Source organism: Streptomyces sp. UC4497, assembly GCF_054871485.1.
Genome location: NZ_JBTYHB010000011.1, coordinates 118,344 through 138,602, shown reverse-complemented (window position 1 = coordinate 138,602; position 20,259 = coordinate 118,344). Strand labels below are relative to the sequence as shown.

Annotated in this window: 13 protein-coding genes; 4 read left to right on the top strand and 9 right to left on the bottom strand. The window is 71.4% G+C overall.

The window, feature by feature from the left end; translation table 11 throughout:
- Positions 1 to 18: 18 nt before the first annotated feature.
- Positions 19 to 507: a pyridoxamine 5'-phosphate oxidase family protein gene (locus tag ACYSUO_RS17835; RefSeq protein ID WP_461777105.1), complete on the top strand. Its 489-nt coding sequence runs from the start codon at positions 19 to 21 to the stop codon at positions 505 to 507.
- A 63-nt stretch (positions 508 to 570) separates the two neighbouring features.
- Here ACYSUO_RS17835 and guaA read toward each other — a convergent pair whose 3' ends face one another.
- Positions 571 to 2,151 (bottom strand): glutamine-hydrolyzing GMP synthase, encoded by a 1,581-nt coding sequence (gene guaA / locus ACYSUO_RS17830; protein ID WP_461777104.1) that lies wholly within the window; start codon positions 2,149 to 2,151, stop codon positions 571 to 573.
- Between the two features lie 324 nt (positions 2,152 to 2,475).
- Between guaA and ACYSUO_RS17825 the strand changes: the two genes are divergently transcribed.
- Both ACYSUO_RS17825 and ACYSUO_RS17820 read left to right on the top strand, forming a co-directional pair.
- A complete protein-coding gene (locus ACYSUO_RS17825) occupies positions 2,476 to 2,742 on the top strand; it encodes a chorismate mutase (protein WP_461777103.1) in 267 nt (88 codons plus the stop codon).
- Between the two features lie 328 nt (positions 2,743 to 3,070).
- Entirely contained in the window at positions 3,071 to 4,081 is a 1,011-nt protein-coding gene (locus tag ACYSUO_RS17820; protein WP_461777102.1) for a hypothetical protein, read from the top strand.
- 96 nt (positions 4,082 to 4,177) lie between these two features.
- Here ACYSUO_RS17820 and ACYSUO_RS17815 read toward each other — a convergent pair whose 3' ends face one another.
- The 7 genes from ACYSUO_RS17815 to ACYSUO_RS17785 form a co-directional block, all read right to left on the bottom strand.
- Positions 4,178 to 5,971: a GMC oxidoreductase gene (locus tag ACYSUO_RS17815; RefSeq protein WP_461777101.1), complete on the bottom strand. Its 1,794-nt coding sequence runs from the start codon at positions 5,969 to 5,971 to the stop codon at positions 4,178 to 4,180.
- A 28-nt stretch (positions 5,972 to 5,999) separates the two neighbouring features.
- The gene (locus ACYSUO_RS17810; RefSeq protein ID WP_461777100.1) at positions 6,000 to 7,628 is read right to left on the bottom strand and encodes a succinic semialdehyde dehydrogenase; all 1,629 of its coding nucleotides are present in this window, start codon (positions 7,626 to 7,628) and stop codon (positions 6,000 to 6,002) included.
- Positions 7,629 to 7,760: 132 nt separating this feature from the next.
- On the bottom strand, positions 7,761 to 9,401 hold the full coding sequence (locus ACYSUO_RS17805) for a serine/threonine-protein kinase (RefSeq protein ID WP_461777099.1): 1,641 nt from the start codon (positions 9,399 to 9,401) through the stop codon (positions 7,761 to 7,763).
- 97 nt (positions 9,402 to 9,498) lie between these two features.
- Entirely contained in the window at positions 9,499 to 11,091 is a 1,593-nt protein-coding gene (locus ACYSUO_RS17800) for a serine/threonine-protein kinase (RefSeq protein ID WP_461777098.1), read from the bottom strand.
- A gap of 93 nt (positions 11,092 to 11,184) precedes the next feature.
- Positions 11,185 to 12,825, bottom strand: a complete 1,641-nt coding sequence (locus ACYSUO_RS17795) for a serine/threonine-protein kinase (protein WP_461777193.1) — start codon at positions 12,823 to 12,825, stop codon at positions 11,185 to 11,187.
- A 113-nt stretch (positions 12,826 to 12,938) separates the two neighbouring features.
- Positions 12,939 to 15,056, bottom strand: coding sequence for a protein kinase (locus tag ACYSUO_RS17790; RefSeq protein ID WP_461777097.1), 2,118 nt, complete (start codon positions 15,054 to 15,056; stop codon positions 12,939 to 12,941).
- 86 nt (positions 15,057 to 15,142) lie between these two features.
- Positions 15,143 to 17,119, bottom strand: coding sequence for a serine/threonine-protein kinase (locus tag ACYSUO_RS17785; RefSeq protein WP_461777096.1), 1,977 nt, complete (start codon positions 17,117 to 17,119; stop codon positions 15,143 to 15,145).
- A gap of 140 nt (positions 17,120 to 17,259) precedes the next feature.
- Between ACYSUO_RS17785 and ACYSUO_RS17780 the strand changes: the two genes are divergently transcribed.
- Positions 17,260 to 18,279, top strand: a complete 1,020-nt coding sequence (locus ACYSUO_RS17780; protein ID WP_461777095.1) for a serine hydrolase domain-containing protein — start codon at positions 17,260 to 17,262, stop codon at positions 18,277 to 18,279.
- 58 nt (positions 18,280 to 18,337) lie between these two features.
- Here the strand turns inward: ACYSUO_RS17780 and ACYSUO_RS17775 are convergent, their stop codons facing one another.
- Positions 18,338 to 20,044, bottom strand: a complete 1,707-nt coding sequence (locus ACYSUO_RS17775) for a glycerol-3-phosphate dehydrogenase/oxidase (protein ID WP_461777094.1) — start codon at positions 20,042 to 20,044, stop codon at positions 18,338 to 18,340.
- Positions 20,045 to 20,259 lie beyond the last annotated feature (215 nt).

Genomic DNA, 20,259 nt, shown 5'->3' with positions numbered 1-20,259 from the left:
GCGCGCGACACTCGCTCCATGACGTCGAATGCGGCCACCTGGGCCACCTTCACCGAAGCCGAACCGGACCTCGCCAAGACCGTCGAGGACCGCTTCGGGCAGCACATCCACCACGTCCTGGCCACGCTCCGCAAGGACGGCTCGCCGCGCACCAGCGGCCTCGAAGTCCGTTTCCTGAACGGGGAGTTCTGGCTCGGCATGATGCCCGGCTCACTCAAGGCCCGCGATCTGCTGCGCGACCCGCGGTTCGCGATCCAGGCCAACCCGGGCGAGGGCATGACCATGGGCGGCGGCGACGCCCGGATCAGCGGCCGGGCCCATCTGGTCGAGGACGCCGCGACCGTCTCCCGCTACACCGACCAGGTCACCGTCCCCGACCCGAACGACTTCCACCTGTTCCGCACCGAACTGACCGAGGTCACCAGGACCTACGTCGAGGACGACAAGTACCTGGTGGTGCAGGTCTGGACGCCGGGTGAGGCGGTCCGGGTCATGAAGCGCGCGTGACACACGTGAAGGGCGCCGCCCACCTCCCGGTGCGCGGCGCCCTTCACGGTGCTGCCGTGGGGACTACTCCCACTCGATGGTGCCCGGGGGCTTCGACGTCACGTCGAGCACGACCCGGTTGACGTCCTTGACCTCGTTCGTGATCCGCGTCGAGATCTTCGAGAGCACGTCGTACGGCATCCGCGTCCAGTCCGCCGTCATGGCGTCCTCGGAGGAGACGGGGCGCAGGACGATCGGGTGGCCGTACGTGCGGCCGTCGCCCTGGACGCCGACGCTGCGGACGTCCGCGAGCAGGACGACCGGGCACTGCCAGATCTCGCGGTCGAGGCCGGCCGCGGTCAGCTCCTCGCGGGCGATGGCGTCGGCCTCACGGAGCAGGTCAAGACGGTCCTTGGTGACCTCGCCGACGATGCGGATGCCGAGGCCGGGGCCGGGGAACGGCTGGCGCTGGACGATCTCGTCCGGCAGGCCCAGCTCGGCGCCGACGCTGCGGACCTCGTCCTTGAACAGCTGGCGCAGCGGCTCGACGAGCTCGAACTCGATGTCGTCGGGCAGACCGCCCACGTTGTGATGCGACTTGATGTTCGCGGTGCCGGTGCCGCCACCGGACTCCACGACGTCCGGGTAGAGCGTGCCCTGCACGAGGAACGCGACCTCCGGGCCGTCCTCCTGGAGGATCTCCAGCTGCGCCTGCTCGAAGACGCGGATGAACTCGCGGCCGATGATCTTGCGCTTCTCCTCGGGGTCGGAGACCCCGGCGAGCGCGTTCAGGAACCGCTCGGACGCGTCGACGACCTTCAGCTTCGCGCCGGTCGCGGCGACGAAGTCCTTCTCGACCTGCTCGGTCTCGCCCTTGCGCATCAGACCGTGGTCCACGTACACGCAGGTCAGCTGGTCGCCGATGGCCTTCTGCACGAGGGCCGCGGCGACCGCGGAGTCCACACCGCCGGACAGACCGCAGACGGCGCGCTTGTCGCCGACCTGGGCGCGGATCGCGGCGACCTGCTCCTCGATGACACTGCCCGTCGTCCAGCTCGGCTCGATGCCGGCTCCGCGGTACAGGAAGTGCTCGAGCACCTGCTGGCCGTGCGTCGAGTGCATGACCTCCGGGTGGTACTGGACCCCGTACAGCTTCTTCTCGTCGTTCTCGAAGGCGGCGACCGGTACGACGTCCGTGGACGCGGTGACGGTGAAGCCCTCGGGCGCCGCGGAGCAGGCGTCGCCGTGCGACATCCACACGGGCTGCTCGGTGGGGGTGCCCTCGAAGAGCGTCGAGTCGCCCTTCGACACGGAGAGGGGGGTGCGGCCGTACTCGCGGGCGCCGTTGTCGTCGACGGTGCCGCCGAGGGCCGTGGCCATCAGCTGGAAGCCGTAGCACATGCCGAAGACGGGGACGCCGGCGTCGAAGATCGCGCGGTCCAGGCGCGGGGCGCCCTCCGCGTAGACCGACGAGGGGCCGCCGGAGAGGATGATCGCCGCCGGGTTCTTGGCGAGCATCTCCTCGACCGGCATGGTCGACGGGACGATCTCGCTGTAGACCCGGGCCTCACGGACGCGGCGGGCGATGAGCTGGGCGTACTGCGCACCGAAGTCGACGACCAGGACGGTGTCGGGGGCGGCGGCAGCGGAAGTCGCTGATGACACGGGTTGCCTTCCGGCGGCTTAGCAGGGGGTCGTGTGGCCGATTCTACCGGGTACGTCACCCGTGGTTGGCGTCACGGGGCTCCGCCCCGGACCCCGCTGGCTCTCGTCCGAAGAGCGGGGCTGGGTGTGGCTATACTCGGCCGCATGTTCTCGCACACGACCTTCGTCTTTACCTATGGCAGCCGGCCCGCCGGATGCCATGGTTGTGCTGCTTGAGCCACTGACAAGCGACTTCACCAGGCGCCCCGGGCCGACAAGGCCCGGGGCGTCTGGCGTTTCCGGGACCTGTCGGTCCGGGGCTCCCACCCCACCCGAGGAGCCCTCATGACCGCCACGACCGAGAACACCACCGCCGACGTCATCTCCGGCGCCCGCGAGCGCATCGACGCGCTCGACGACCGGATCATCGGCCTCGTCCAGGAACGCATGGCCGTCTCCGCCGTCGTCCAGGAGGCGCGGATCGCCTCGGGCGGGCGGCGCGTGCACCTGTCGCGCGAGAACGAGGTGCTCGGGCGCTACAGGGACGCGCTCGGCAAGCCCGGCACCTCGCTCGCCATGACGCTGCTCGAACTGTGCCGGGGCCGGGTCTGACCAGCGGGGGCACCTCAGTTCGGTTGCGTCCTCACCCATACGGCGCGTGACCCGTTGGCACAGGCTTCGTTGGTCCCGGTGTCCGTGCCAGCCAGGGGCGGGCCAACCGAACCACGCGTGGCTCCGCTGGAGCGTTGAGACGTCACGGGTCATGCCGTACGTCGTGGGACCTCGCTCCAGACAAGTGACCGGACGGCAGGGGACAGCAGCCCGGTCACACCAGAGAACGGTCGGCCTCGGGGACGCCCGAGGCCGACCGGCCTCCCGTACAACCCTTTTTGGCCATCACGGGTCACTTCAGCGGAATCTCCCAGCCTCTGAGGACCCGATGAAAATTCGTCGCGCACTGGTGTCCGCGGCCGCGACCGCCGCGCTCGCCCCGATCGCTCTGTTGTCCGCCCCTGCCGCGTTCGCGGACGAGGCACCTTTGGACACGACCTCCACCGGGACCGCATCGCCCGATCCGTCGGCGAGCGGGTCCGCGTCGCCCACCGCCTCGCCCAGTGCGTCCGCTCCGGACACCCCCTCGACCGGCCCGACCACGTCGAAGCCCGCGCCGCCGGAAGCCAAGAAGGCGGAGACGGTGGAGACGGCGGAGGACGAGCGGACCGAGCCGTCCGACGAGTGCACCGCGGCCGAGGACAGCCCCGGCACCCTCGCCGAGCTGCGTGGGCTCCCGTCGAAGATCGTCGCCGGTTCCGGGTGGCACGACTTCACGTTCCGCGTCACGAACATGACCGACCAGGACTTCGTGTCGGCCCGGGCGCAGGTGTACGCGTTCTCGTTCGCGTACGAGGACGAGTCGGACACGACCCGGTACCTGCGCCTCCAGTGGTTCGACGGCTCGGGGTGGCAGGACCTGGACAACAACGTCGAGCACGACGCGTCGTTCCCGGCCTCCGGCCCCCTCGCCCGTGGTGCGCACTCCGACGTGAAGCTGCGCATCTCGGTCGACGCCAAGGCCCCGGCCGGCGCCGGTGCCGGGCTCGGCCTCGCGGTGAGCGTGGACCCCGAGGGCGTCTGCGGCCTCAGCGTGCCCGAGGACGCGTACTGGGACTTCGACATCCTCGCCGCGGGTACCGCCACCGGCCAGGTGCCGCCGGCCGGCGGCCACACGGGTTCGCCGAAGCCCACGGGCCCGGCCCCGGCGCACGCGTCGGCCTCCGCGTCCAACGCCCCGTCGCCGCAGGCGAGCAGCGCCCCGGTCGACGGCTCGCTCGCCTCGACCGGGGCCGGCTCCGTGCTGCCGACCTTCGGCGCGGCCGCCGGTCTCGCCGTCGTGGCGGGCGGCGGGGTCATGTACGCCGTCCGTCGCCGCAAGGTGAGCAACGAGGCGTAGTCGTCCGTACGTACGAGAAGGACCCGCACTCGGAGGGGGGTGCGGGTCCTTCTCGTATCGCCACAGCGGATCAACTGGGCTGCTCGCCAGAAAGGATCAACTGGACTGCAGCGGCTCCTTCTTGGGCGGCACCTCCGGCACCGCGAGGAGCGGGAGCTTCAGCGCGCCGAAGGCCTCCGCCGGGACCGCCGGGTTCTTCGGCTCGACGGGCGCGAGCCGCCGGTACGCCGAGCCGATCTCCGGGCGGGGGTCCTCCTCGCCCTTGTTCGGCCAGTACGACAGGGCCCGCTCGGCCTGCGCCGTGATCGTTAGGGACGGGTTCACGCCGAGGTTGGCGGTGACCGCGGCGCCGTCGACGACCGAGATGCCTGGGTGGCCGTAGACCCGGTGGTACGGGTCGATCACGCCGGTCTCCGCGCTGTCGCCGATCGGGCAGCCGCCCAGGAAGTGGGCGGTCAGGGGGGTGCCGATCAGCTCGCCGATGTTCGATCCTGCGAAGCCGTTGATCTCCGCCGCGATCGCCGACGCGCCCTCCGTCGCCGCCTTGATCTGCTTGGGGTTGGGGGCGCCGTGCCCCTGCTTCGCGGTGAGCAGGCCCTTGCCGACGCCGTCCTGCTTCAGATGCGTGGTCAGCGAGTTGTCGAGGGACTGCATGACGAGGCCGATGATGGTCTTCTCCGACCAGCGGCGGTTGGAGAGCGAGCGGACCAGCAGCGTGGGGTGCTTGACCACGTTCGCCAGCCAGCCGGCGACCCGCGACGAGCCGTCCGCGTACGGGACCTGGAGGATCGACAGGCCGCCCATCGAGTTCGAGCCCTTGCCGTAGCGGACCGGCTCGATGTGCGTGTTGGCGTCCGGGTGGATCGAGGACGTGATCGCGACGCCCTTGGTGAAGTCGACCTTGGCGGCGCCGTGCTTCTTCTTGTAACGCCGGTTCGTGGTCTGCGAGCCGACGAGGGCCTCGGAGTTGGTGCGGGTCAGCTCACCCAACCGCTCGGACAGGTGCGGCAGTTGGCCGTTCGCCTTCATGCGGTGCAGCAGGGTCTGGGTGCCGTACGTGCCCGCCGCGATGACGATCTTGGGCGCGGTGAAGGTGCGTCCCGCCGCCTTCTTGTCGTCCGTGGGCAGCGTCGAGACCGCGTAGCCGCCGCGTGAGTCGTCGGTCACCGAGACGACCGAGGTCATCGGGTGGACGACCGCGCCCGCCTTCTCGGCGAGGTACAGGTAGTTCTCGTTGAGGGTGTTCTTCGCGCCGTGGCGGCAGCCCGTCATGCACTCGCCGCACTCGTTGCACGCCTTGCGGGCGGGGCCCGCGCCGCCGAAGTAGGGGTCCTCGACCTGCTGGCCGGGGGCCGCCTTCGACTCGCCGTCGGCGTCCTTGCCGTCACCGAAGAAGACGCCGACCGGAGCCAGGTGGAAGGTGTCGCCGATGCCCATCGACTGGGCGGCCGCCTTCAGGTGCACGTCGGCGGGGGTCATCGTCGGGTTGAGCCGTACGCCGAGCATGCGCTGCCCCTGGTCGTAATACGGCTTCAACTCCTCCTGCCAGTCCGTGATGTGCGCCCACTGCGGGTCCTCGAAGAACTGCTTCGGCGGTACGTAGAGGGTGTTCGCGTAGTTCAGCGAACCCCCGCCGACGCCCGCGCCTGCCAGGACCATGACATTCCCGAGCAAGTGGATGCGCTGGATGCCGTACATGCCGAGCTTCGGTGCCCAGAGGTAGTTCTTCAGGTCCCAGGAGTTCTTGGGGAGGGTGCCCGGGGTGAAGCGGCGTCCCGCTTCCAACACCCCGACCTTGTAGCCCTTCTCGGCCAGGCGAAGAGCGGAGACGCTGCCGCCGAAGCCGGAGCCGATGACCACCACGTCGTAGTCGTAGCCGTCCTGTGTCACGTGTGCGTTCTCCTTTGAACGGCTCTTGCTACTTCAGGCGGAACTTCTTCATTACGGACAGGCTCACGCTCATGAACTTCGCGTACGCCTCGTCGTCCATGCCGAACGAGGGGGCCATCGGCATCACGCGCTGGTGGGCGACCGTCTGGGCCTCGGTGTACTTGAGGATGCCCTCGGAGCCGTGCCTGCGGCCGAGGCCGGAGTCCTTCATGCCGCCCATGGGGGACTGCACGCTGCCGTACGCGGGGGCGTACCCCTCGTTGATGTTCACGGTGCCGGTGCGCAGGCGGGCCGCGACCTCGTGGCCGCGCTTCGCGCTCTTCGTCCAGACCGAGGAATTCAGGCCGTACGCCGTGGAGTTGGCGAGCGAGATCGCCTCGTCCTCGTCGCTGAAGCGGTAGATGGAGACGACCGGGCCGAAGGTCTCCTCGTTGCAGACCGCCATGGGGGCCTCGACGCCGTCCAGGATCGTCGGCTCGAAGAAGTACGGGCCGATGTCGGGGCGCGCGACGCCGCCCGCGACGAGCGTGGCGCCCTTCGCGACGGCCTCGTCGACGTGCCGCGTCACCGTCTCCAGCTGGCGCTCGCCGACGAGCGAGCCCATCTCCGCGCCGTACGCGAGGGACCGGCCGAGTCGCATCGTCTTGGTGCGGGCGGCGAACCGGGCGATGAACTCGTCGGCGATCGACTCGTGGACGTACAACCGCTCGATGGAGATGCAGAGTTGACCGGCCGAGGAGAAGCAGGCGCGGACGGCGCCCGCCGCGGCCTTCTCCACGTCGGCGTCCTCCAGGACCAACATGGCGTTCTTTCCGCCGAGTTCGAGCGATACGCCAACGAGGCGGGCCGCGGCGCCCTGCGCGACCTCGCGGCCGGTACGGGTCGAGCCGGTGAACGAGACGTAGTCGGCATGCTTGACCAACTCCGGCCCCACGACCGGGCCTTCGCCGAGGACGACCTGGAAGACCTCGGACGGCAGACCCGACTCGATCAGCAGGTCACGCGCCCACAGCGCGGTCAGGCAGGTCTCCGTGTCGGGCTTCATGACGACCGCGTTGCCCGCGACGAAGGCGGGGAGCGCGTCGCCGACGGAGAGCTCCAGCGGGTAGTTCCACGGCGCGATCTGGCCGACGACGCCGCGCGGCTGGCGCAGCTCCGTGACCTTGGTCAGCGTCGGCACCGCGCCCGTGTGCCCCTTGGGCTTCAGGTACGACGGGGCCTTGCGGCCGTAGTGCCGGGAGGCGACCGCGACGGCCTGGACCTCTTCGTGCGCGTGCAGCCGGGCCTTGCCGGTCTCCAGCTGGATCAGGTCGAGCACCTCGGCCTGGCGGGCGAGCACCAGGTCGTGGAAGCGCAGCAGCACGGCGGCTCGCTTGCGGGCCGGCGTCCGCGCCCAGACCTCCTGGGCGGCACGGGCCCGCTCGAAGGCGACCGCCACGTCCTGCGGCGTCGACTCCGGCAGGTCCGCGAGCTTCTCGCCGGTGAACGGCGTGTGGTTCGCCGTCCGCCCCGAGCCGACCACGTCCTTCGTGAGCCGGGCGATCAGGTCGGGCGTGACCACGTCGACGGCCGTGCGGGCACCCTCGGGGGCGGCCGCGACCGGGTTGGTGCGGGTCTGCTCTGCTACGTGCTCGGGCGTGGCCTGCGACTGCGTCATACCGGCGAGCGTAAGTCCGGGCGTCCGCTTTCGGTACCCGTCGGTAACAGGTTTCACCGACTGCACACACCGCGCCAGTGATCGCTGGCAGCAAAGCCGCTGATCAGGGCTTTGCCGCCAACCTCCGCCACTTCAGAGCTTCTTGATCCCCAAGTTGGCGATGGCGGTCCTGGCGACCTCCCGGCCGCGCTCGGTGAAGTCGCCCTTGCCCGGATAGTCGATCCACAACCGGTACATGTCGCCGGCCCTGGTCTTGTAGTAGAACGCCTTCGCCTCGCGCGGGACGTCCTTGTCGAAGTCCGTGCCGATGCTCCTCACGCCGTACGTGATCGTGTTGAGCGCGGCGTCGCGGTCCTCGTACGTGACGTTGGAGTCCGTCTTGCTGGTGCTCGGACTGTCGCTCGACATCGACGCCCCGGCGCCGCTGAACGTGCCGCCCTTGATGTCCTCGGAGTCCTTGGTGGCCTCGGCGTCGGCCGTGCTCGCGATGTCGGTCGAGTCGTCCCTGTGGTCCCAGCGCGTCAGGTTCACGGAAATCGCGCCGCTCGGGTCCGCGTACGTCATCACGGACGTGTCGTCCTCGTCCGGAATCGGGATGTACGTGTCCGGCAGCCCGAGGGTCGTATTCAGCGGCGCCCCCGCCTCGAACTCCTTCCAGCCGTCCGGCAGCGGCCCCGCGAACGGGTTCGCGAGGACCAGGTACGCCGCGACGGCCGCCACCACGACGCCCGCGCCGATGCCGAGCAAGGCCTTGCGGCCGAGACGCAGGCCGCCCTGCGCGGAGCCGATCTGCACGACCTGCGTGGGCTGCGCGGACGGGGGCTCGGCGGCCTTCTCCAGGAGGACCCGCACCTGCGCCGCGTTCGGCCGGCGCGCCGGGTCCTTCTGCAACAGCCCGTTGATGACGTCGGCCAGCGGGCCCTGCGCGGCGGCGGGCGCCGCCGGCGTCGCGTTCAGCACGGACTGGAGCGTGGCGGGCGTGTTGTTGCGGCGGAACGGGGACACGCCCTCGGTCGCCGCGTACAGGACGACGCCGAGCGACCACAGGTCGGAGGCCGGGCCCGGACGCTGCCCAAGCACCCGCTCCGGCGCGATGAACTCGGGCGAGCCGACGAAGCCGCCGGTGTCGGTCAGATTCGTCTCGCCCTCGATCTGGGCGATGCCGAAGTCGGTGAGGATCACGCGGTCGTGGCGGCCGAGCATCACGTTGTCCGGCTTCACGTCGCGGTGCAGGATCCCCGCCGCGTGCGCGGCCTCCAGGGCGCCGAGCACCTCCAGGCCGATGCGGGCGGCCTCGCGGACGCCGAGCGTGCCCTCCTGGAGGACGGCGCCGAGCGAGCGGCCCTGCACGAACTCCATGACGATCCACGGCTGTCCGTTCTCGACCGCCACGTCGTGCACGTTCACGACCGCGGGATGGTCGAGCCGGGCCGCGGCGCGGGCCTCGCGGCGCATCCGCTCGAAGGCGTTGGACCGCTCCCGCTCCGGCAGGTGGTCCGGCAGCCGCGGCTCCTTCACGGCGACCTCGCGGTCCACCGTCTCGTCCTTCGCCCGCCACACGGTGCCCATGCCGCCGTGGCCCAGCTTGCTCAGCAGCCGGTAGCGCCCGGCCACGAGCCGCCCCGCGCCCGGGTCCTGCTGCTCGGTCACGACCTGCGTGGGCTGCTGGGCGTACGGGTTGCCCGGGTGCGGCACGTGCGGCTGCTGCGGCGGTTGCAGGGCGAAGCTGGTGGGTTCGTTCGGGCCGCGTGCGGCTCCCCCGTTGTCACTCATGGGGTCATGCCTACCGCGTGGGGTACGCCGGGTTCCACCGAGGACACGAATTGTGACCGCGCTGATGCGAGGCGCCGGGCCCGCCGGCGCACCGCCATTACCGCCCAGATGCCGCAAAGGTGTCGACGGCCGCGTCGAAGTGGGCGCGCGCCCGGGCCGTGCTGTCGACGGGCGCCGAGACCCACACGTCGTACATCCGGCCGCCCTCCTCCCAGCACAGGTCGAGCGTGCGCCGGGCGCCCTCGGCCTCGCTGAACCCGTCCCAGGTGAACTCCCACAGCGCGGCGTCGCGCCCGTTGTGCGAGGTGTCGGTGACCTTGGCGGCGCGGTAGCCCGGGTTGTTCTTCGGCCCTTCGGCGTCGGAACGCCGCTGCACGGCGCCGGGGCCGCCGCTCTGCGCGCGCCCCACCTTGATGCCGATGCGGTAGGTCTCCCCGGGCGACATGTAGAAGACCCGCGACCCGTCCACGGAGCGCGTGAACCCCTCGGGCACGGCGAGCCGGAACCCCTCGGGGTCCGTGACCGTGCGATAGCCCTGCGGGGCCGCGGCGTCCGGCGTACGGGTCCCCGGCCGGGTCACGGTGACGGTGGAGGTCGGCGAGGGCGAGGCGGACGGCGTACGGGTCGAGGCGGAGACGGTGGTCGTCGGCGGCGGCGCGGGCGTCTTGCCGTTGTCCCCTGCCAGCAGCACCGCGGTGGCGATCCCGGCCCCCACGACCGCGGCCACCAGCGCCGCCGCCACGAGCAGCGCCCGGGTCGACACGACGCGCCTGCGCCGCTCCTCCGGCACGTTGGCCTGCGTCGGGGTGTAGAGCACCCCCGGCACGAGCGGGATGGGGGGCGCGGGCTGCGGCGTCGCCCCGGTGGCGATGTAGGCGCGCAGCAGCCGCTCGGCCTCGTCCAGGTTCATCCGGCGCGCGGGGTCCCGCTCCAGCAGGCCGCGGATCACCGGGAGCAGCGGTTCGGCCTCGTCGGGAGGTCTTATCTCGTCGTAGACGACGGCGTGCAGGATGCCGCCCAACGAGTCGCGGCGGAACGGGGATTCGCCGCTCATGGCCGCGCAGAGCAGCGCCCCGAGCGACCACAGGTCGGCCCCCGCCCCGGCCCGGTCCCCCTGCATCCGCTCCGGCGCCGTGTACTCGGGCGAGCCGACGAACCCGCCGTTCTCGGTGAGCGTGGTGGCGCCCTCCACCTGGGCGATCCCGAAGTCGGTGAGGACGACCCGGCCCGTCGAGACCTCCAGGAGTACGTTCGCGGGCTTCAGGTCCCGGTGCAGCACGCCCGCGGCGTGGGCGACGCGCAGCGCGCCGAGCAGCGCGAGCCCGATCCGGGCGGCCTCCAGGGGTTCGACGGGGCCCTCGCGCGCGATGCGGTCGGCGAGCGAATCGCCGTTCACCAGGTCCATCACTATGTACGGGTGGCCCTCGTACAGCACCACGTCGTGCACGACGATCACGTTCGCGTGCTGGAGCTGGGCCACGGCCCGCGCCTCGCGCAGCATCCGCTCCCGCTGCTGCCGGGCCTCGTCGTCCGAGAGGGTCTCGTCGACGCCGAGTTCCTTGACGGCGACCTGGCGCCCGAGCAATGTGTCGGCGGCCCGCCAGACGACGCCCATGCCACCGCGCCCGATCCTGGCCTCCAGCCGGTAACGCCCGGCGATCACACGGGCGTTGTCCCCCTCGGTCCCCATGCGCCCCATCATGCCGCACGCTTGTTCACGGGGACTGCACGGTTCCGGCCAGGGGTCCTCACCTGGCCGTTTCTGCGAGGCCTGTCGTTCGGATCAGCCCTGGGGCCGCCATCCGCGCAAGATCGCGTCGAACTGCTGTCGCGCGCCGGGCCAGTTCGCCGCCGGCACGGACAGATAGATGGCGTACTCCGTGCCGTCGTGCGCGCGGTAGGTCTGCTCGATGGCGTGCCGCGGCCCGGACGTCGTGTCCTGCGTCCCCGCGGTCCAGGTGAACTCCCACAGCGACCCGGGCCGGTCCCGGAACGTGTTGGACTGCAACAACACCCGCTGGTACTCCGGCAGTTTGGGCCGCAGCCCCTTCTCCAGGTCCAGCTGGTGCTGGTACGAGTCCTGCCAGTCGGAGTCCTTGTCGACGGCGATCCGGACGAACCGCTGCCCGCCGTCGGGCGTGTAGTCGATCTGCGTGCCCTCCTGCTGCCGCTTCCAGCTGGGCGGCAGCATCAGGCTGAACCCCTCGACATCGTGCCGCCGCACCCAGTTGTCGGGGATCGAGCCGTCCCCGGGGACCGCGTCCTCGTTCCCCTCGGACCCGTCCTGGCTCCCTGCGTCCTGCTCCGGCGCCGAGTTGTCGCTCTCGGCGGCACGCTGTTCGCCGTAGTACATGGCGGCGAGCCCGCCTCCGCCGCCGACGAGCACGGCGGCCAGCACGGTGGCGAGCACCTTCGGCCAGCGACGCGACTTCGCGGCGGTCGCGGGCACGGGCGCGGGAGTCGGGGTGGGAGCGGGAACGAGGCCGGGCGGCGGGGGCACCACGGTGGCCGTGTCCGCCGTGCTCATCGGTGTCGGAGGGGGCGTGGACGCGGTCGGCTGGGCGGGCACGTGCACCTGCGTCGGCACATACGCCTGCGCCGCGCTCGCCCGGCGCCCCTCGGCCGCCTCGGCGAGCATCGCCTCGGCCGCGTCGGCGTCCGGCCGCGCGGCCGGGTCCTTGCTGAGCAGCGCGCTGATGACGGGCCCGATCGCCCCGGCGTTCTCCAGCGGCTCCGGCTCCTCCTCGACGACGGCCTGCATCGTGCTGATCGGCGACGTGCGCCGGAACGGCGAGAGGCCCTCCACGGCGGTGTAGAGCGTCGCGCCGAGCGCCCACAGGTCGGCGGCGGGCCCGAAGTCGGACCCGCGCACCCGCTCGGGCGCGAGGTAGTCCACGGAGCCGACTATCTCGCCGGTCCGCGTGATGGTGGAGTCGCCCTCGACCTGCGCGATACCGAAGTCCGTCAGTTTGACCTGGCCGTTACTGGCAAGCAGCACATTGCCCGGCTTCACGTCCCGGTGCAGCACACCGGCGTTGTGCGCGGCGCGCAGCGCCCGCAGCGTCCACAGCCCGATCCTGGCGGCCTCGGCGGGGGCGACGCGCCCCTCCTCCTTGACCGCGTCGGCCAGCGAGCGGCCCTCGACCAACTCCATGACGATCCACGGCCGGTCGTCGTGCTCCAGCACGTCGTGCACGGTGACGACGGCGGGGTGGTTGATCCGGGCGGCGGCGCGCGCCTCCGTCTGCGTACGGGCGAGCAGGACGACCCGGTCCGCCTCGGCCACCCACTGGGCAGCCGTCAGCTCCTTCACGGCGACGGCGCGGTGCAGCACCTCGTCGTGCGCGCGCCACACCCTGCCCATGCCGCCGCGCCCTATGGATTCACCGAGCCGATACCGGCCGGCGAGGACCTCGCCCTGCATCTGATTCACGTTTCCCCGCTACTGTGTCGACCCGGTTCACACTAGGGATCAGCCGCCACACACGGAACAGCCGGGGTCCCACAGAGACCGCACTGTGACGCTTTGTCGCCGGCTCAACCACCGTAGCGATACGTCGAGTACGCCTGCTGGTACAGCCGCGTCACCTCGTCCCGCTCGGCCTCCGGGCCGCGCACCTGCACCACGTGGTACTTCCCGCCGACCACCATCGCGAGGTTACGGACGTACATCTCGCGCCCGTCCGAGCCCTGCCAGGTGAACTGCCCCTCGGCCATGGTCCGTCCGCCGACGTCGATGCTCTTCATGCCGCTCGACGTGGCCCAGGTGGAGTCCCGGAACGGCTGCAACTCCCGCTCGTCCTCACGCTGGTACTTCATGGGGTCCTTGCCGTACGTCGCCGTGGAGTCGCGCCCGGGGACGACGATCATCTCGAAGGCGCCGTGCGCGTACACGACCTGCCCCCGACCGTTCTTCCCCGTCCGCTGCCACCCCTTGGCGACGGCCACCTCGAACCCCGCGGGGTCCTCGCGCAGCACGAAACCGGGGGCCACATCGGACTGCGGCTTGGTGGAGGACGGGGTCGAACTGCGCTTGCCCGACGTGGGCTCGGCGCTCTTCGACGGCTTCGGCGACGGCTTGTCGCGGTTCTCCGACGAGGCGGAGGGCACGGCCCCCACCGCGTTCTCCTGCTGGGCGCCCGCCGCTCCGGGCCCCGCTCCTCGGCCCTCCTTCGGCATGAACACCATCGCGTACGCCACGGCGCCCACGAGCCCGAGCAGGATCAGCACGAGCAGCCAGCGCCCGAGCGATCTCGGCCGCCGCTCACGTGGCGCCCTCGCGGGCCGCGGCGCGCGCTCCACTGCCCGGCTCCGCTTGTGCCGGCCGTGCTGCCCCGAAGTGGCCGGAACCCGCGCCCTGCGCTTGCGGACGAGCTCTCCCCTGCGGCGTACGACGGGCAGCCGGCCCGCGTCGAAGGCGGGCGCGGGGACGACGTTCGCCCCGGCCTCCGGCTCCGGCGCGGAGCGCACCAACGACCGCAGCCAGCCGCGCAGTTCCTCGATGTCGAGCCGCTCGGTGGGGTCCTGGCGCAGCAGCGACTCGACGACCGGGCGCACGGGCCCGCACTCCTCGGCGTACGCGGGCGGCTCGGCGCACACCATCTGCACCAGCTCGGGCGTGGACTCCTCCGGGTACGGCGCGTGCCCCTGCACGGCGCGGAACAGCAGGGCCCCGAGGGCCCACAAATCGGTGGCGGGCCCGACGGGCGCCGCCAACTGCCAGTTCTCCTGCACCGGATGCGCCTGCTCGGGCGCCCACCGCTCGGTGACGGGCCCGACGACGGTCATGCGTACCTGGCGGGATCGCTCGGCCATGACAGCCCCGCCGGCGTTTGAGGCGCGGGGTCCGGGGCGGAGCCCCGAGTCGTCCACCCCATCGGCCTCAGGTATCAACTCCCGCCATCGGGACGGCTGAACGGGCAACGCGCCACCCGCCGGCTCCGCCCGCCCCGCAACCGCCCCCGCGCGATACGCCGCGACCGCCCCGGCCCGGGCCGCCCGATAGTCCCCCGCCCCGGGCACCGGCACCGCTTCCTCGACGACGTCGTCCGCTTCCTCCGGGAAGGCCGGCACGACGTCATACCCGCACAACGCCTCCTCCGCCGCGCCCACGGCAAGCCCCGTGAGCATCACCCGCCCGTCGTCACAGACGAGCACGGTCCGCGCCGTAACGTTCCGGTGCACCCACCCGTGCGCATGCAGCACCCGCAACGCGGTGAGCACGTCCGCGGCGACCTCGGCGGCCCGGTAGGGGCTGAGCGGCCCACGGGCGAGCAGCGCCGACAGCGGCCGCGCCGCGACCAGTTCGCTCACGATCCACAGCGAGCCGCCCTCGGCGAACACGTCGAAGACCTGGTCGAGGCGGGGGTGGTCGGGTATGCGCGCGGCGGCCTGCACCGCCTCGACGGCGCGCGCCACGGACGGCTCCGCGGCCTCCCGCCCCGTATCGCTCCCGGGCCGGAAGCCCTCCGGCAGCCCGTCGGCGTCAAGTACCTCCGCCTCGACGACCTCGGGCAACGGCACCTGCCGCACGAGGACTTCCTGCCCGCTGTACGTGTCGAAGGCCCGCGTCTCGGCCGAGGACTCGTACGCGTCGGAGGAGAGGACCGGCAGCCGGTACCGGCCCGCGAGCACCCGCCCCGCGTACTCGTCCACGACGACTCCCCCTGTTCCACCGGCTCTGCCGAGCAACTGCGCACGGTCCGCAAACATTCACGATACGTGCCGGGCGCCCCGCTGGTTCAGGACTTGGGCTTGAACGTCTGTGTGAATGTCTTCCAGGTCGTCTTGCGCTGCTCGCCACCCCAGGCGGAGTCCTTGGCGGTGTACATGAGCCCGTATCCCAGCGAGCCGTTCACGACGGTCCCCCGGTCTATCGAGTGCCACTTCGTGCCGCCGTCGACGTAGGTGAATTCCCAGTCGGCCGTCTTCCAGTCCCGGTAGTCCACCGAAGCTATGCGCACCCGGTTGTACTGGGGGCGGACCATGCTCCGCTCCTGATTGCGCCAGTCCGCGACCGGGTCGGACTTGGGGCTGTTGGTCCAGCCGACAAGCAGCCGCTGCCCGTTGGGACCCGTGAAGCGGGCCCCCGCCGCCTCCGTCTTGACGTACTTCCACCCCTTGGGCAGGCCGATCGAGAAGCCCTGGGAGTGCTTGTACGTCTCCTTGGCGGCCGTGCCCGACTTGCCTGCGGCGTCGTCACCGCTCGGCGAGGCGCTCGCGCTCTGGTCGGGAGACCCGGAGTCACTCGCCGACGGGCTCCCGGAAGGCTTCTTGTCGTCGCCGGAGCCCTTGTCCTGGTCCTTGTCGGCGTCCTTGTCGCCGCTGCCGGCGTTCTTGTCGTCCGAGCCGGCCGTGGCACCGGACGACGCACCCTTGTCGCCGCCCTTGGCGTCGGCGTCGTCGCCGCCGTTCAGGGTGAGGGCCAGGATGCCGGCGAGCACGACGAGCGCGACGACGAGCGCGACGATGACGAGGGAGCGGCCCCGCAGCGCGTCCGCGAGGACGGCCGCGCCGCCGGGGCGTGCGCCGCCCGGGGCAGGACCCGCGGGCGCGGTCGCCGCGGGTTCCGTCTTCTCCTTCGGAGCCGTCGCGGCGGCGGCCGCCTTGCGTACGTTGGTCAGGGCGCCGCGCATCTTCTCCGCGGCCTCTCCGCTCTTCGCGGCGACACCTGCCGCGGCCGCGGCGGCAGCCGCCTTGGCCGCCGAAGGGCCCTTGGGCTCCTTGCGCTTCTTCGGCGCGGGCGCGGGCGGGAGCGGCACGACCTTCGTGGCCTCGACCGGCTCCGGCTCGGGGGCCGGCTTCGGCTCCGGGGCGTGGATGACGTCGTTGAGCATCGACCGCGCCGCCGCGTCGTCGAGCCGGTGGTCGGGGTCCTTCTCGAGCAGCCCGTAGATCACGGGCTCCAGCGGCCCGGCGTTCTTCGGCGGGTCCACCGGTTCGGTCATCACGGCGGTCAGCGTGGCGATCGCCGACCCCTTGTCGTACGGGGGAACGCCCTCCACGGCCGCGTACAGCAGACCGCCGAGCGACCACATGTCGGCGGCGGGACCCGGCTTGTGACCGCGGGCGCGCTCCGGCGAGATGTACGAGGGGGCGCCGACGAGCATGCCGGTGGAGGTGATCGAGGGGTCACCCTCGACCTGCGCGATGCCGAAGTCCGTGAGGACGACCCGACCGTCCTCGGAGATCAGCACGTTGGAGGGCTTCACGTCGCGGTGCAGGATGCCCTCGCGGTGCGCGGAGCGCAGCACGTCGAGCACGGCGAGTCCGACCTCGGCGGCCCGCCGGGGTTCAAGCAGCCCGTCCTCACGGATGGCCTCGGCGAGGGACATGCCCTCGACCAACTCCATGACGATCCACGGCCTGTCGTCCTCGTCGACCACGTCGTAGACGGTCACCGCGCCGTTGTTGCGGATCCGTGCGATCGCCTTCGCCTCGCGCAAGGTACGCGTGATCAGGCGGCGCTTCTCGTCGTCGTCGATGGCGTTCGGGAAGCGCAGCTCCTTCACCGCCACCGTGCGCCCGAGCGTCTCGTCCTTGGCCCGCCACACGGTGCCCATGCCGCCACGGCCGAGCACGTCGCCGAGCCGGTACCGGCCGGCGAGCAGCCGGCCCTCCGGGTCCTTCACGGAAGCCCCCTGAGTGTCCCGACCGGATGAATCCTGGCGAGTGCCCTTGTCTTCACGGGCCTCGCCCGCCCGCTCCGCCTCCGACATGCGTCCCCTCTAGCAACCCGCCCTGACAGAGCCTTCATTGTCCCATCACTGGACCACCACTCCGCGCGCCGGGTCACCCCCACCCGACACGCACAGGAACGTCCCACAATGATGGCCCGCGCCGCCGAAAGGGACCGTCGTTGCCCGCACTCCGGACACTCCTGGCCATACCGCTGACCGTGGCCCTGCTGTGCCTGGCCCAGGGCAGCGCGCCCGGTCCGACGGCACCTGCGGACGACACTCTTCCGCTGCTCGTGACGCGAGGCAAGGCCCCGTCGGCCGCGCTCCTCGCAACCGCCGGTTCCACCGGCCACTTCACCACCACCAGCCCCACCCTCACCCGCTCCGATCATGTGCGCGCGGGCAGCATCACCAAGACTTTCATTGCGACAGTCGTCCTCCAACTTGCCGCGGAACACCGTCTGAAACTCTCCGCACGCGTCACCACCTACCTCCCCTCTCTCACGGGCACCCGTACGCTCACGGTCCGCTCGCTGCTCACCCAGACCAGCGGCCTCTACGACTTCACGGCGACCACCCACGGCCGCACCCCGCTGACCCCGACGGCGGTGGCGCGACTCTCCCTCTCCGAGCCCCGCACGACTCAGCGCGGCACCTGGTCGTACTCCAACACCAATTACGTACTCCTGGGCATGATCATCCGTCAGGTCACGGGCCGCTCCTACGCCACGGAGGCCCGCCGCCGCATCATCGACCCGCTCCGCCTCACCGGCACCATGTTCCCCGGCGCCCGCACCACGATCCCGAGCCCGCACGGCCCCGACGCGGTCCGCCTCGACCCGCGCACGGCCGGCGCCTCCGGCGAGCTGATCTCCACACTCCCCGACCTGAACCGCTTCTACGCCGCCCTCCTGGAGGGCCGCCTCCTCCCACCCGGGGCCCTGCACACGATGCTCAACACCCGCCCCACGAAAGGCCGTTACGGCATGGGCCTCTACCCGGAGAAACTCCCCTGCGGCACCACGGTCTGGGGCCACAACGGCCGCATAGCCCACACCTACATCCGCGCGGCAGCAACCCGCAGCGGCTCACACGTCGTCACCTACCGCACGACAAAGGCAACTTTGTCGGGCAGTGGATCCCCGGAGCGCCGACTACTCACGGCAGAGTTCTGCAATTCCAGCCCCGCCGGCGTTTGAGGCGCGGGGCCCGGGGCAGAGCCCCGCGACCTCAACCCCGGCTCCGCGCAACAGGACGTCAGAGCGGAACGATGTCCGGCGCCCCAAGCCGCGCCGCATCCGCCGTAAGGTCATCCGGCTGCCGCTGCGACTCCCGCTCCGCCTCCACCCGCTTCTCGTAATGCTCGACCTCCCGCTCCACCTGGTCCTTGTCCCACCCCAGAACAGGCGCCATCAGCCCCGCCGCCTCCCGCGCACACCGCGACCCCCGGTCGAACGTCTCGATGGAGATCCGCGTCCGCCGCGTCAGCACGTCGTCGAGATGCCGCGCCCCTTCGTGCGAGGCCGCGTACACGACCTCGGCCCGCAGATAGTCGTCGGCCCCGGTGAGCGGCGCACCCAACGCCGGATCGGCAGCGACCAGTTCGAGCACCTCCTCGGCAAGCGCCCCGTACCGGTTCAGCAGATGCTCGACCCGCACCACATGCAGCCCCGTGCGCGCGGCGATCCGCGCCCGCGCGTTCCACAGCGCCCGGTACCCCTCGGCGCCCACCAGCGGCACCTCCTCGGTCACGCACTCGGCGACCCGCTGGTCGAGCCCGTGCACGGCCTCGTCGACGGCGTCCTTGGCCATGACCCGGTACGTCGTGTATTTGCCGCCCGCCACGACGACCAGACCCGGCGCGGGATGCGCCACCGTGTGCTCGCGCGACAGCTTGCTGGTGGCGTCGGACTCCCCGGCGAGCAGCGGCCGCAGACCCGCGTAGACGCCCTGCACGTCATCACGCGAAAGCGGGACACCGAGAACGGAATTGACGTGCTCCAGCAGATAGTCGATGTCAGCGCTCGACGCCGCCGGATGCGCCTTGTCGAGATCCCAATCGGTATCCGTGGTCCCCACGATCCAGTGCCGCCCCCACGGAATGACGAACAGCACGCTCTTCTCGGTACGCAGGATCAACCCGGTCGTCGAATTGATCCGGTCCTTCGGGACAACAAGATGAATCCCCTTGGAAGCACGCACGTGGAACTGTCCGCGCTCGCCGACCATGGCCTGCGTGTCGTCGGTCCACACGCCCGTCGCGTTCACGACCTGCTTGGCGCGGATCTCGTACTCGCCGCCGCCCTCGACGTCCTCCACCCGCGCGCCGACGACCCGCTCACCCTCCCGCAGGAACCCGGTGACCCGCGCGCGGTTGGCGGCCTTGGCGCCGTACATGGCGGCGGTCCGCACCAGGGTCGCCACATACCGGGCGTCGTCCATCTGCGCGTCGTAGTACTGCAACGCGCCGACCAGCGCGTCCTTCTTCAGGCAGGGGGCGACCCGCAGCGCGTGCTTGCGCGACAGATGCCGGTGCATCGGGAGGCCGCGCCCGTGCCCGCGCGCCATCGACATCGCGTCGTACAGCGCGACGCCCGACCCGGCGTACACCCGCTCCCACGCCTTGTGCTGCAACGGATACAGGAAGGGCACCGGCTTCACGAGATGGGGGGCCAGCCGCTCAAGAAGCAGCCCCCGCTCCTTCAACGCCTCTCGTACGAGCGCGAAGTCCAGCATCTCCAGATACCTGAGCCCGCCATGGATCAGCTTGCTGGACCGACTCGACGTGCCGGAGGCCCAGTCCCGCGCCTCGACGATCCCTGTGGACAGTCCGCGGGTCACCGCGTCGAGCGCCGTGCCCGCGCCGACCACCCCGGCGCCCACCACGAGAATGTCCAGCTCACGCTCGGCCATGTCCGCCAGGGCCTGTGCACGCTGCTCGGGTCCCAGTGTCGCTGCCTTCACTGCTGCCTCCCGCTGTCGTCGGCGTGGCTCACGCGTGTGGTGTGCCCGGCCTCACGCACCTCGAAGCACACGCCGCGCGCTTCCTACATGCCCCGATTCTTCACCCACTGCCCGGTTCGGGCCACCAGCGAACGCGCAGCTGTGGACAACCTCGAACGCGCACCTGTGGACAACCTGCGGAGACTCGCGGCGCAACACTCGCAAATCCATCTCCA